The organism is Chitinophaga sp., from assembly GCF_039596455.1.
Taxonomy (GTDB): Bacteria; Bacteroidota; Bacteroidia; order Chitinophagales; family Chitinophagaceae; genus Chitinophaga.
The window spans coordinates 79,364-92,581 of the sequence record NZ_JBCNJR010000011.1 but is presented as its reverse complement, the minus strand read 5'-3'; the positions used below and the strand labels follow the sequence as shown (position 1 = coordinate 92,581).

Genomic DNA, 13,218 nt, shown 5'->3' with positions numbered 1-13,218 from the left:
GGAAAAGTTAACATTGGCTGAATGCCCGGATTTGAGTATTTTCAGGGTACTTTATCATGTACCGCTTATGAAACCGCTGCCCATCCTTGCCGCTTTACTGATGCCGCTCGCCGCCCTGGCGCAGACTACCATCCTCGTCACCAACAATTCCGACAGGTACCACGCAAAGATCACCGCCATTCCCTGCGAAGGCAATGAATGCAGCGGCGAAGCCAAAATACAGTTGCTGGAAAAAGAGCGGAACCGGGCGGTGCAGTCTTTCACGGCAAAACGTATGGTTGTGCGCCTGGACAGCAACCGGCAGAAAGGAGACAAGCAAGCCGTGCCCGCGGAAGGCGAGCATCCCCTCATTTTCGATGATTTCAATTTTGACGGAGAGGAAGACGTAGCCATCCGCAACGGTAACAACGGAAGCTATGGCGGCCCTTCGTACGATGTGTACGTATACAACAAGGACCGTAAGGCGTTTACGCCAGACAAGGGGCTGACCAGGCTGGCCTCCGAAAACCTGGGCATGTTTGAAACAGACAGGCGGCGCAGGCAGCTTACTGTCCGCCAGAAAGACGGATGTTGCCGGCGTACCACCATTGTATATGGCATGAATGCGGCCGGGAAGCTGGCGAAGGTAGAGGAGGTAACAGAAGATACCACGGGCGGGGGAGACATGGTAACCGTTACCATCAGCCAGATAACGAACGGCAGAATGAAAAAGACGATAAAACACTACAAGGCCAGTGAATATTACAAGAATGAGCAGTAAGGGCGGGGCGCTCAGTTCGCAAACGGCCCCGATACCCAGGTGCGCGCCGCTTCGAAGTCCCGCAGGGGATAGGTCCTGATCTCACCGTGCACCAGCGGGCTGAGCATGCTGTAGGCTTTCCTGAGCCAGCTTTCGTCCGTAACAATGGCCATGCGCTGCCACTTGAAGAAATGCTCAAAACTTACTTTCAGGTACTCAAGGAAAGCGCCGATGCTGTAATTTCCCATGTCTGTTTCCAGCCGTACCAGAAAATTGATCTGGCCGTACTTTCCGGCTACCTCATCAACCCGGCGCATCACTACATCCCGGTATTCTTCTTTGCTGACAGCCCCCGACGCCTTGTAGGCCGCTACATGCGGGGGAAAGTCTGCGAGTAGTTCCACCATGGGCAAATATTTTGGTATCTGCCGCTATTTTCGTGCCATGACGGAGGATGGGTATTATTTGCTGCTGTTTTTCAGGGCATCCAGTTCTTTTTTCAGTTCGATAACGTAAAGGGTCAGCTCTTCCACCTTTTCCAGCAGCTTGACGTTCATTTCCGCAAGGTCTATACCCTCCCGCTTTACGGTTGATTCTGCCGGTATGCCGGGCAGGTGCTTATGGGCCCGGATAAAGGCATCCAGCTCCAGGAGGGATGGCCTGTGGTGGGCGTCTGTAAACACATGGTCTGCCCACGAAGCAACACTGGTCACTTTTACCTTTCGCGCGCCAATGGTGCCTTCTACGGCCAGTTTGTAGCTGCCGGGAGTGGTGGTGCCGATGCCTACGTTGCCGGTGGTTACCCGAAGGCCGCTCCCTACGATGTCTACATAGGATTTTTCGTAGACCGTACCCGGGTCAAGGATGATCCCTGTATTCCAGCCAAGCCGTAATTGCTGGTAGGCCGGATATACCCAGGGGCCGGCAGTTTTATGAATACCGTATTCTGTAGGGTTAGCGGTACTGTGATACCAGGAGAGGCCAACCGCTCTTTCAGCTTCAGTTACATTTGGAAGGTTGATATCCGAAGACTTTGCCTGCGTACCTACGCTGAGTGTACCCATGGCTACCGTACTGGGACCGCGGACGGTCAGATCGCCGCCAAGGGAAATACCGGCAGACATAATGTAAGCATCCAGCTCCGTTTTATAGGTATAACTTACTCCGTTGGTGGTAACAAAGGGGCCGGCATCATACACCTGCACCGTTATGGCCACGTTGCTGTTGCTGACATAAGTGGTACCACCTCCTTTTAACCATACTACCAGGCATAAGTGGGCATTGGCGCCGGAAGCGTCCGCAAAGCCGGCAATAAAATGCTGGTTAACATTGCCATAATTGTACTGGCGGATATCAGCGTCAACAAAATTAGACCCATGCCCCCAGTTGGTAGTGTGAAACCGGAATTTGGCAATAAGGGAGCCCAGGTTATCGCTGTCCTGGTGAACGTGGGAACGGCCTATTTCCAGTTCTGTGGCCTTGTTCAAATACCAGCCGCCGTCATAAAAAGTAACCGGGTAATACTTGTCCGCATCACCGTTTACCATAAAGGTCTGTTGTGCAGTTACTATCAGGGGGCAGCAGCTCATGAGAAATACGAAAAAATGCTTCATGGCACAGGGTTTTAACTGTTTATGGGAAAAAGAACGGGTAACGTCAGATGTTTAGACAAAAACAGCCGGGCTCCAAACAAATCATTTCAGATGCGGTAAATATTCGGGCAGGCACGGGTATAGGGCTTCGTCCAAACCTGATAAAGATAGATAATTGCAACTGATTTTGCATTTCTCCTCCAAAAATCTATAAATTTGTTTCACTACCCGGGGTCAACCACCGGGCTTTCTCTGGTAACGCCACGTTGTTCATATTCAGTTAATATTGGTTATAGATATTGCAGATTAGACCAATCAATCTATATGTTGGATCCGGTTACGAAAAACTTTATTGATCTGATTGCTGATAAAAAGGACAATGAGGCCTGCCAGCTGCTGTATGCTCACTATCATGCCACCCTGCTCGATTTTTCGGCTGCCTACCTCAAGAGCCGCGAGCCGGCGGAAGAAATTGTGAATGACGTGCTGTACAAGGTATGGCTCATGAAGGAAAACATCGTGGAGATCAGCAACCTCCGGGCTTACCTCTTCACCGCCGTGAGAAACGCCAGCCTCAACCTGCTGGCCAGGCTGAAAAAGGAGCAGCACCTGCTTTCCGGCCTTCCCTTCAAAGACCTGGCTTCCGAAGACCCGGAAAGCCTCATTATTTCCATGGAGCTGTATGATTGCATCCGCAACGCCATCAACGCCCTGCCGCCCCGCTGCCGGCAGATCTACGAAATGGTGCGGGTAGACGGTATGCGAAATAAAGATGTAGCGGAAAAACTGCAGATTTCCGTCAACACCATTGACGTGCAGCTGGCCATTGCCCTGAAAAAACTGGTACAGGCCGTAGGCGCTTTCAACCGGGAGAAAAAGATCTCCAACAAGATATGATCCGGCCACTGCTCCCCCCGCCAGACTTTTTTTCAACCGGCTTTAGTAGAACCCCCCCGTTTCATTGTCTTATCATAAACTGGTACATACAATGAGCTGTTTCCACCGGCATTCCCACCGATTTAAAGTATTATACGTTCATCCATGAAACATTCCAACAGGATCTGGTTCCTGATGGGCAAACAATTGTCCCATTCCATTACTCCCGCAGAAGAGCAGGAGCTGAAAACGTTATTGACGCAAGATCCCGAACTCTGGTATTCCTACGAGCTGATACAGGCCGTCAACAACCTTGACGATGTTACCAATGAATTTATAGACGAGATCAAGCTGCTGCTGGACAACCGCGCTCCGGAGCAGCTCAATGAAGCGTTGCTGCGCCGGCTGGAAGAGCCGCAGGGCCCCGAAGCGCCGCGCCGCCGCAGGCTCGGCCTGCTTTTCAAAGTGGCCGCCGCCATTGCAGGGATAGCCATACTGGCCTGGGGCGGTTTTACCTTGCTGAAACCCAGGCTCAGCACCATCACCGCGGCCACAGCCATCAACGAAATAATAGCCCCCAAGGGCTCAAAAACACAGATCACCCTGGCAGACGGTACGGAAATATGGCTGAACGCCGGCAGCAAGCTCACCTATCCCAAAAATTTCAGCCTGGAGAACAGGGAGGTGACGCTCACGGGAGAAGCGTATTTCAAGGTGGTACATCACGATCAGCATGCATTTGTTGTACATACTCCCCAGGCAGATATCAAAGACCTGGGCACCACTTTCAATGTAAAGGCCTATGAAGGCAGCTCCACTACAGAAACCACGCTGATAGAAGGCGCACTGGAGGTGTTGCTCACAAAGGGCAGCGGGCGGAAGGTGCTGCTGGCGCCCAATGAAAAAGTGGTAGTGCACCACCAGCCCGCTACGGCAGGAAAGCAGCAGGAAGAAGTGATGGAAACGCAAAAGCTGGTGCCTTTCCAGGCTACCAATGACATTGTGGAAACTGCCTGGGTAGATAATAAACTCATTTTCAGGGACGAGCGGTTTGACAACCTGGCCGCCATGATGGAACGGCGGTACAACGTATCCATCGTTATAACAAATGAAGATATCAAAGCCTGGCAGCTGACGGGCATATTCAAGAACGAAAGCCTGGACGAAGCGCTGAAAGTGCTGCAGGTAATTGCACCATTCAAATTCACAATTGACCATGACACAGTAACCATCACCCGATAAAAAAGAAAGAGAGATGCGTCAACATCCCCCTTTCGTGTAATTACCGGATTTAATTTGGAAGATCGTTGTGAAGAGCGGCTTCCAAAAAACCAATAAAAGCTAAAAGTATGAAAAAAAATCTACTTAATGGATGGCTATGCCATGTCATTAACGTCAGGCAAATTGAAAGAACTATGCGACTTACGCTACTGGCTGTTTTTCTATTTTGCATGCAGCTGTCTGCCAAAGTGTACTCACAGAAAGACATAAAGCTATCGCTCCAGGTGAAAGACGTGAAACTTTCAAGCGCCCTGGAAAAAATAGAGTCAGCCACCGGCTGCCGCTTCTTCTACAACGCAAAAGAAATCGCACCCCATAAAAACATCAGCTTTTCCAGCAACGGCCAGCAGAAGCTGGGAGATATCCTGAACAGCCTGCTGAGCCCTGCCAACCTCAATTACCAGGTACTGTCAGACAGCGTGATTGCCATCACAGCCTCCCAGCATACCAGCTTCCTGATGGTGAAAGGCATCGTGAAAGACAGCAAAGGCACAGCTTTACCCGGCGTATCCATCAAAATAAAAGGTACCAGCATGGGCACGGTTACCAATGCTGACGGCCGCTTCGAGGTAGACGCCCCGGCAGACGCTACGCTGGTTGTGTCTTACATCGGTTTCCAGACAAAGGAGGTGCCGGTAAACGGCGCTACGACGCTTGATATTACCCTGCCAGACGAGCTGCAGGGCCTGAACGAGGTGATAGTAGTAGGCTACGGCACACAGAAAAAAGCTTCCACGACCGCCGCGGTGTCTACCCTGAAGGGAGATGTGATCACCAAAAATCCGGTGGCCAATGTCAACAACAGCCTGGCCGGCCGCATTTCCGGTGTGCTGGCCTTCCAGGGAAGCGGCGAGCCTGGCGCGGACGCCGCCACACTGCGGGTGCGGGGTGTAGGGACCACCGGCTCCAGGAATGGCGCGCTCACTATTGTAGACGGTGTGCCCCGTAACTTTTCGCAGATCAACCCCAACGAAATTGAAAGCATCACCGTGCTGAAAGATGCGGCGGCCATTGCTCCCTACGGCCTGGCAGGCGCCAACGGGGTAGTGCTCATCACTACCAAAAGAGGCAAACAGGGAAAAGTGGAAATGGGCTTTGATACCTGGTACGGCATACAGCGCCCCACCCAATACCCTAAATACCTGGATGCCTACGGCTTTGCCTCCACGCTGAATGTAGCTAACAAAAACGCGGGACTGGCGCCGGCTTATACGGAAGAACAGCTGGAGAAATACCGTACCCATTCAGACCCTGATCATTTTCCTGATCATGACTGGATGAAGGAAGTGATAGATTTCAGCGCGCCCATGACCAGCCAGAACCTGACCTTTTCCGGCGGTTCGGAAAAGATACGCTTCTTCAGCTCGCTGGGCCATCTGTACCAGCAGGGTTCCGTGAAGGTGATCAACTACCGCCGCTACAACCTGGCTACCAACGTAGACGTGAACGCTACCAAAACCACGGTGGTATCCCTTGACGTAAAGGGCAGCCTGGAAGTAACGCAAAACCCCGGGTCCCAGACCGGTACCGGCATCTACACGTCTGTTACGAAAAACCCGCCGCTGCTTAACCAGCAGCTCCGTTTCTCCAACGGCCTGCCCGGCAACACTTTGCTGCCCTCCATTTACGAAAGCGGTTACAACCGGGATAACAAGAACACCTTGTACACCCAGCTTTCAATTGAGCAGCAGATAGCCGCCGTGCCGGGCCTGGCGCTGAAAGCAGTAGGCGCGTATGACAAGAATTATGCTACCAACAAACAATGGCAGCTGCCCTACAACATCTATTCCCTGAACGCGGCAGATGAATTTGTGCCCATCAAATCAGGCGTGGCGGCGCCCAGCCTGAACCAGGGTTTTGAAGAAGTGGTGAACACCACGCTGCAGGGCTACCTTACCTATAAAAACACTTTCGGCAAACACAGCGTGAACCTGCTGGGCGTAGCAGAACTGCGGCAAGGCAACAACAACCAGTTCGGCGCGTCACGGTTGAACTACCAGGTGAACCTGGATGAGCTTTCCCTGGGCAGCCCTTCCAAGAATGACCTGGACAACAGCGGCTCTTCCGGCTCTTATAAACAAATGGGTTTTGTATACCGCGTAGGATATGATTACGCGCAGAAATACCTGGTAGAGCTTTCCGGCCGGTATGACGGGCATTATTTCTTCGCCCCCGGCAAACGTTTTGCTTTCTTTCCTGCATTTTCCCTGGGCTGGCGGTTGTCTGAAGAAAACTTCATCAAGGATAATTATCACTGGATAGATAACCTGAAGCTGCGCGCTTCTTACGGTATTTCCGGCAACCTGGCGGGCGCTGCGTTCCAGTACCTGAGCAGCTATGGCATTAACAGCAGCTACATTTTCGGCGGCACGCAGTTTACGCAGGTGCAAGGGGCATTTGAAAGGAACGAGCCTAACCCCGGCATTACCTGGGAAACCGCCCGCAAGGCGGATATTGGCCTGGAAGGAATGCTCTTCGGCGGAAAGCTGGGCTTTGAGCTTGATTTCTTTAAAGAACGGCGCTCAGACATGCTGGTAAGCCCCAATGCGGTGGTGCCGGTAGAATACGGCATCGGGATCTCGCAGGTGAACGCGGGAATTATGGATAACAAGGGATTCGATTTCTCTGTCAATACATCGCATGTTTTCAATAACGGCATCAATTTCAGCGGCGGGCTGAATTTTTCCTACGCCAAAAACAAGCTGGTGCAAACCTTTGAAAATGCCGCTACGTTGAACAATCCCAACCGCAGCCGCACCGGCCGCCCGCTCGATACCCAGTTCGGCCTCAGGGCCATCGGGCTCTTCCAGTCGCAGGAAGAGATCAACGCCGCTCCCAAACAGTTTGGCACCCTGCGCCCGGGAGATATCCGGTATGCAGACATCAACGGCGATAAAAAGATTACGGACGATGACCAGGTGGTGATCGGCCATCCGGCTTTCCCGCAGGTGATATTCGGCGTTACGCTCAACGCAGGCTGGCACGGGGTAGACCTGGGCATGCTCTGGCAGGGCGCTACGCAAAGCAGCTTCCAGCTTACCAACGAAGCCGCGCTGCCTTACTTTAACGGCGCCAAGATCTTTGAAGAACAGCTGGATTACTGGACGCCCGAGAACAGGAACGCCAAATACCCCGTCATCCTCCCGTCTCCCAGCACCAACAGCCAGCAGGTGTCTTCTTTCTGGCAGCGTGACGGCTCGTACCTGCGCCTGAAGAACATTGAGCTGGGATACACCCTTCCCCGGTCTGTCATGGACAGGCTCAGGATTTCATCCATCCGCATATACACCGCCGCGCAGAACCTGCTGACCTTCTCCGCGGAAAAGTACCTCGATCCGGAAATAGGGGTGAGCAGCGCCAGTAAAAGGGCCCGCTACTATTTCCAGCAAAAGGTGTTCTCCTTCGGCCTGAACGCCAATTTCTAACAACCGTTAATTGTCAAATGATGAAACCGAGCATGATACGCTTTGCCACCCATGGCCAATTAATGCGAGGTTCCATCTGGCCCGTAAAAAAAAATATTAACAGATGAAATACTTACGCCTGATATACATTGTTGCGGGAGCATGCTTTATGGCGGCCTGCGACAAAAACCTGAACATAGACCCGACTGACCAGCTGACAGATGCCGCCATCTGGAGCTCGCCTGCCAACGCGGGGCTGTTCCTGAATGATATTTACAACAACCTGAATCCCGGCCCGCAGTCTACCGTGTTCACCAACCTGCCGTCAGAGATCAGTAATGACCCGCTGGACAATTTTTCGGACAACAGCATCAGCGGCCCGTTGTCTGGCATACCTTCCTACGAGAATTTTGCGCAGGGCTCCTACGGCCCCTCTGCGCCCATCTTCACGCCGCACTGGAAGAACATGTACGCCAACATCCGCAAATGCAACCTGTTCATCAAGAACGTTACGCCAGCGGAGTTTGATGATGCTGTTAAAAAACCGCTGCTGGCACAAGCCCGTTTCCTGCGCGCGTATTTCTATAAATCACTGATAGATATTTACGGCGGCGTGCCCATCATCACTATTCCTTTAAATCAGGCAGAGCAGGGAGAAGGCATTTTTTATCCCCGTAATACTTACGAAGAATGTGTGGCCTTTATACAAAAAGAATGTGAAGAAGCCGCAACAGACCTGCCGCTGAAAGTAAAGCCGCAGGAAGCCGGCCGCGCTACCAAAGGCGCTGCCTGGGCGCTGAAAGGCGAGCTGGAGCTGTATGCAGGGAAATGGCAGGATGCTGCCGCCACCCATCTGAAGATCATGACGGCAGGCGCCGGGTACGATCTGTTTGCCGACTATGAAGCCCTCTTCCTGCCGGCCAATGAAAACAATATAGAAGTGATCTTTGACGTGCAGTATGCCGCCAATATCCGCGGCCACATCCGCGAAAAATACTGGAACCCCGTGCGCGTAGCTGACGGTACCGGCTGGGGCGCTGTGAACCCCACGCAAGACCTGGTAGACGATTACGAGTTCCTGGACGGTAAAACCGAAGCCGAAGGCTCCGCCCGCTTCGACCCCGCTAATCCCTACGCCAACCGCGACAAGCGTTTTGCCGCGTCTATCATTTACGATGGCGCCAAATGGAAAGGCGGTACCATCTATACCCGCCTGGGCGTGCCCAATAACAACAACGAGCTGGATGCCTCCGGCGCGGGCGGTAAAGGCCGTACCGGCTATTTCCTGAAAAAGATGCTTGACCCTGCGCAGGTGCCCGGCATCAGCAGCGGCGCCAACCCCATTATATGGCGGTATGCAGAAGTGCTGCTCAACTATGCCGAAGCGCAGAACGAAGCCGCAGGGCCGGATATTACCGTGTACAACGCCATGAACAAAGTGAGAACAAGAGCAGGTTTGCCTGATTTGCCCCTGGGCCTCAACCAGGCGGAGATGCGCGCAAGGATACGGCGGGAGCGCAGGGTAGAGCTGGCTTTTGAAGGCAAGCGCCTCTTTGACCTCTGGCGCTGGAGAACAGCGGAGCAGGTGTTCAGCAAACCGCTGCGCGCTATGAAGATCACCACTGTAGCAGGCCAGCTGGTATACGAAAAAGTAAATGCAGGCGGAGGGAAAATTGCGTTTGACCCGGCCAAAAATTACCTGATGCCCATTCCGCAAAGCGTTATTGCACAAAACGAAAAAATTGTTCAGAACCCGAATTATTGACCCGCATATGAAACCACTATTTAAATAACCTCCAAAATTTAGTTATGAAAAACACTTTCATAATGCTTGCAATCAGCATTGCAATAGGGCAGGGTATTGCCTGCAAAAAAATGAGCAGCAAACTCGAAAAGAGCGTGCTGAACGGTGAACGCTCCGGCACGGGCAGCGCTACCATTGCTTCTTCAGTACCTTACAACTGGAGCAATGTAGCCATTGGCGGCGGCGGCTATGTAACCGGCATAGCCATTCACCCTACTCAAGGCAACCGCATGTACGTGCGTACAGACGTGGGCGGCGCTTACAAATGGGACGGCACCAACCAGCGCTGGATACCCATGCTGGACGGCATCAGCACCATCCGGGTAGACGGCATGGCCCTGGATGCCAATTCGCCAGACAGGGTGTACCTGGCCCTGAACGATGGCGTGTACCGCTCAGACGACCGTGGCGTTAACTGGAGCAAGGTATTCTCCACCACTTACGATGGTAACGGAGATCTGCGCTGGGCCGGGGAATGCCTGGCGGTAGACTCGCTCACCAGCACCGTAGTGTATGCCGGCACACGAACAGATGGATTGTACCGCAGCACGAACACCGGCAGCACCTGGACCAAGATCACCTCCGTGCCCAACGGCACCAAAGGCGTGCGCAGCGTGGCCGTAGACCCTTCTACCAGCACCAGCGGCCGCTCTGCCATTGTATATGCAGGTATACCAGGTACCGGCATTTACCGCAGCACAGACGGCGGTACGACCTTCTCCGCCATGAGCGGCGCGCCTGCCTCACCTAACCGCATGGTGGTAGTGGGCGGCAAACTTTACGTAGCGCATACCACCGGTGTAAGCGTATGGAACGGCAGCGCCTGGAGTGATATTACCCCCGCCGGCGGCGCCAATAAAAACTATTGCGGCCTGGCGGTAGAAGCCTATGATTACCAGAAAATAGCCGTGTGCCAGCGCTATTCCACTTTCAACAACCCGCTCTACCGCTCTTCAGACGGCGGCGCCACCTGGCAGCAGATGAATACTGCCGCCCTGCCCATCACCAAAACGCTGGAAGCTCCCTGGTGGCCCAACAGCTGGTTCTCCAGCGCCACCTCGGCCCTGGCCTTTGACCCGCTGCATCATGGCGACCTGTATTACACAGACTGGTTCGGCGTATGGTTCACTTCCAACGCATGGGCCGCAGGTTCTGTAGCATGGACCACCCGCATCAAGGGAGATGAGGAAACCGTGGTGCTGACGCTGACCGCGCCTCCCGGAGGCGTTTCCCTCTATTCCGGCCTTGCAGACGTGTTCGGCTTCCGGCATGATGATGTAACGGCGTACCCGACCGCGCGCCTCTATAACATCAACGAAGGGTTCAGCATTGCCTATTGCGAGAGCACGCCTGCCAACATTGCCATCCTGGGCGCTTCCGGCAATGACGGTACGGGCACCATTCTCGCCACTTCCAGCAACAGCGGCACTTCCTGGACTGTCCGCACCTTGCCCTCCGGCGTTAAGCTGGGCCGTATTGCCATTTCCGCTACCAATCCCGATAAAATGGTGTACATAGCCGGCGGCAGCACGGGAGCGGTGTACTACAGCACCAACCGCGGCAATTCCTGGTCTGCCGCCACCGGCGCCCCCACCGGCGCGGTGAACGCTATAGACGTGTGGAGCAAAGACTTTTCGCTGGCGGCGGATTGTGTAGACGGGAATACGTTTTATATTTATAAGACCGGCTACCTCTATGCCTCTACAGACGGAGGCGCCACCTGGGTACAGAAAAATGCCACGGCCATTCCCAACAAGAACTCTTACCTGTTTGTAGCGGCACGGCCAGGCACCAACGGAGAGGTGTGGGTAAGCCTGGATAATAACGGGCTTTATAAAACCACCAACGGCGGCACCACCTTCACCAAGGTAACCGCGCTCACTACCACCACCGCTTTTGCATGGGGCGCTCCGCCTTCCGGCAGCAGCACGCCCACGCTGTTCTGCTACGGCACCGTGTCAGGCATCAAAGGGATGTACCGCTCTACAGACCTGGGCGCCAGCTGGGACCAGATAGATAACGGCACGGAGAAATTCCCGGCCGGCGTGAAAGGGCTGGCGGGAGACAGGCAGGTATTCGGGCGCGTGTACGTAGGTACCGGCGGCCGTGGAGTAATGTACGGACAACCATAGATCAGATATATCATGCGCATACTTATTCTTTTTACGTTGCTGGCCGCGGGCATACCCGGCAAACCGCAGCGCCCGCCAAAGCCTAACATCATACTCATCATGGCAGACGATATGGGCTACGGAGACCTGGGCTGCTACGGCCAGCAGCAGATACAAACACCGCATATAGACGCATTGGCAAAGAACGGGATGCGCTTTACCGGTTACTATGCCGGCAGCACTGTTTGTGCGCCCTCGCGCGAGGCGCTGCTGACCGGCAGGCATACCGGCCATACCGCCATACGGGGCAACTTCCTGACTGACAGGCAGGAAGACCCCGCTATGCCGGGAAACAAGGTGACTATAGCAGAGCTGCTGCAACAAGCCGGTTACCGCACCGGCCTCATCGGCAAGTGGGGACTGGGCGGCGAAGGCCAGGGCCCTGACACGCAGGGTTTTGATTACAGCTACGGCTACCTTGACCAGATACAGGCGCATAACTATTTCCCGCCTTTCCTGTATGAGAACGGGAAAAAGGTGATGCTGCCGCAAAACGGGAACGGCCGGCAGGAAGCTTACAGCCATCACCTCTTCGTGGAAAAAACCATGCAGTTCCTGGCAGAAAGCAAGCCCGCGCAGCCTTTTTTTCTTTACCTGCCTTACACCATCCCGCATGGCAAACATGTAATCCCGGATAATTCGCAGTACGCCGGGAAAGACTGGCCGGAGCAATTCCGGAACTACGCCGCCATGATCTCCCTGCTGGACGCAGACATAGGCCGCATCATGCAGCAGCTGCAGCAAAAAGGGCTGGATAAAAATACCCTCGTGCTCTTCACCAGCGATAACGGGGCCAACCCCGGCTTTGCAAAATTCTTTCACAGCAACGGCAGCTTCCGCGGGCATAAAACCACCTTGTACGAAGGCGGCATCCGCGCCCCCCTCATTGCATATTGGCCAGGCATGATAAAGCCCGGCCAGACCACCGGCCATCTGGCTGCCGCGTGGGATATACTACCTACCTTATGCAAGGTGGCAAACGTAGCGGCGCCGGCAGGTACAGACGGCATCTCGCTTTACCCTTTGCTTACCGGTACAGGACAGCCGGCTGCGCATGACTACCTGTATTGGGAATTTTACGTCTACAACTACAACTGGAACAAACCCGGCGCCACGGAGCCACGCAACTGGCTGGATGCGCGGGCCATCCGCTCCGGCAACTGGAAGGCCGTGATCAAAAACACGCCTGCCGGGAAGGAAGGGGAGATGGAGTTGTATGACCTGGCTGCCGATGCCGGTGAAAAAAATAACGTGGCCGCGGCCAACCCGGCAGTGGTACAAAAGATGAAGGCGTGGATGGCCGCTTCAACGCGGGCAGACGCGCCGTATTTTCCGTATAAACCTTAATTCG

General features: G+C 54.0%; 9 protein-coding genes. 7 read left to right on the top strand and 2 right to left on the bottom strand.

The window, feature by feature from the left end; genetic code table 11:
* The first annotated feature begins 67 nt into the window (after positions 1-67).
* On the top strand, positions 68-760 hold the full coding sequence (locus tag ABDW36_RS24385; RefSeq protein ID WP_343704556.1) for a hypothetical protein: 693 nt from the start codon (positions 68-70) through the stop codon (positions 758-760).
* An 11-nt stretch (positions 761-771) separates the two neighbouring features.
* Here ABDW36_RS24385 and ABDW36_RS24380 read toward each other — a convergent pair whose 3' ends face one another.
* Together ABDW36_RS24380 and ABDW36_RS24375 are read right to left on the bottom strand one after the other, a co-directional pair.
* Entirely contained in the window at positions 772-1,146 is a 375-nt protein-coding gene (locus ABDW36_RS24380; protein WP_343704555.1) for an STAS/SEC14 domain-containing protein, read from the bottom strand.
* Between the two features lie 54 nt (positions 1,147-1,200).
* Positions 1,201-2,352 (bottom strand): hypothetical protein, encoded by a 1,152-nt coding sequence (locus tag ABDW36_RS24375; protein WP_343704554.1) that lies wholly within the window; start codon positions 2,350-2,352, stop codon positions 1,201-1,203.
* A gap of 303 nt (positions 2,353-2,655) precedes the next feature.
* Here ABDW36_RS24375 and ABDW36_RS24370 point away from each other — a divergent pair, with 303 nt between their 5' ends.
* From ABDW36_RS24370 to ABDW36_RS24345, 6 genes are all read left to right on the top strand, one after another.
* Positions 2,656-3,228, top strand: coding sequence for an RNA polymerase sigma-70 factor (locus ABDW36_RS24370; RefSeq protein WP_343704553.1), 573 nt, complete (start codon positions 2,656-2,658; stop codon positions 3,226-3,228).
* Between the two features lie 144 nt (positions 3,229-3,372).
* A complete protein-coding gene (locus ABDW36_RS24365; RefSeq protein ID WP_343704552.1) occupies positions 3,373-4,449 on the top strand; it encodes a FecR domain-containing protein in 1,077 nt (358 codons plus the stop codon).
* Positions 4,450-4,622: 173 nt separating this feature from the next.
* Positions 4,623-7,913, top strand: a complete 3,291-nt coding sequence (locus tag ABDW36_RS24360; RefSeq protein WP_343704551.1) for a TonB-dependent receptor — start codon at positions 4,623-4,625, stop codon at positions 7,911-7,913.
* A 103-nt stretch (positions 7,914-8,016) separates the two neighbouring features.
* Entirely contained in the window at positions 8,017-9,657 is a 1,641-nt protein-coding gene (locus tag ABDW36_RS24355) for a RagB/SusD family nutrient uptake outer membrane protein (protein WP_343704550.1), read from the top strand.
* 62 nt (positions 9,658-9,719) lie between these two features.
* A complete protein-coding gene (locus ABDW36_RS24350) occupies positions 9,720-11,828 on the top strand; it encodes a hypothetical protein (RefSeq protein WP_343704549.1) in 2,109 nt (702 codons plus the stop codon).
* 12 nt (positions 11,829-11,840) lie between these two features.
* Positions 11,841-13,214, top strand: a complete 1,374-nt coding sequence (locus tag ABDW36_RS24345) for an arylsulfatase (protein WP_343704548.1) — start codon at positions 11,841-11,843, stop codon at positions 13,212-13,214.
* Positions 13,215-13,218 lie beyond the last annotated feature (4 nt).

Bases quoted from the DNA above. Each gene is read 5' to 3' on its own strand.
- ABDW36_RS24385 (WP_343704556.1), top strand. From the start codon at position 68: ATGAAACCGCTGCCCATCCTTGCCGCTTTACTGATGCCGCTCGCCGCC.
- ABDW36_RS24380 (WP_343704555.1), bottom strand. From the start codon at position 1,146: ATGGTGGAACTACTCGCAGACTTTCCCCCGCATGTAGCGGCCTACAAG.
- ABDW36_RS24375 (WP_343704554.1), bottom strand. From the start codon at position 2,352: ATGAAGCATTTTTTCGTATTTCTCATGAGCTGCTGCCCCCTGATAGTA.
- ABDW36_RS24370 (WP_343704553.1), top strand. From the start codon at position 2,656: ATGTTGGATCCGGTTACGAAAAACTTTATTGATCTGATTGCTGATAAA.
- ABDW36_RS24365 (WP_343704552.1), top strand. From the start codon at position 3,373: ATGAAACATTCCAACAGGATCTGGTTCCTGATGGGCAAACAATTGTCC.
- ABDW36_RS24360 (WP_343704551.1), top strand. From the start codon at position 4,623: ATGCGACTTACGCTACTGGCTGTTTTTCTATTTTGCATGCAGCTGTCT.
- ABDW36_RS24355 (WP_343704550.1), top strand. From the start codon at position 8,017: ATGAAATACTTACGCCTGATATACATTGTTGCGGGAGCATGCTTTATG.
- ABDW36_RS24350 (WP_343704549.1), top strand. From the start codon at position 9,720: ATGCTTGCAATCAGCATTGCAATAGGGCAGGGTATTGCCTGCAAAAAA.
- ABDW36_RS24345 (WP_343704548.1), top strand. From the start codon at position 11,841: ATGCGCATACTTATTCTTTTTACGTTGCTGGCCGCGGGCATACCCGGC.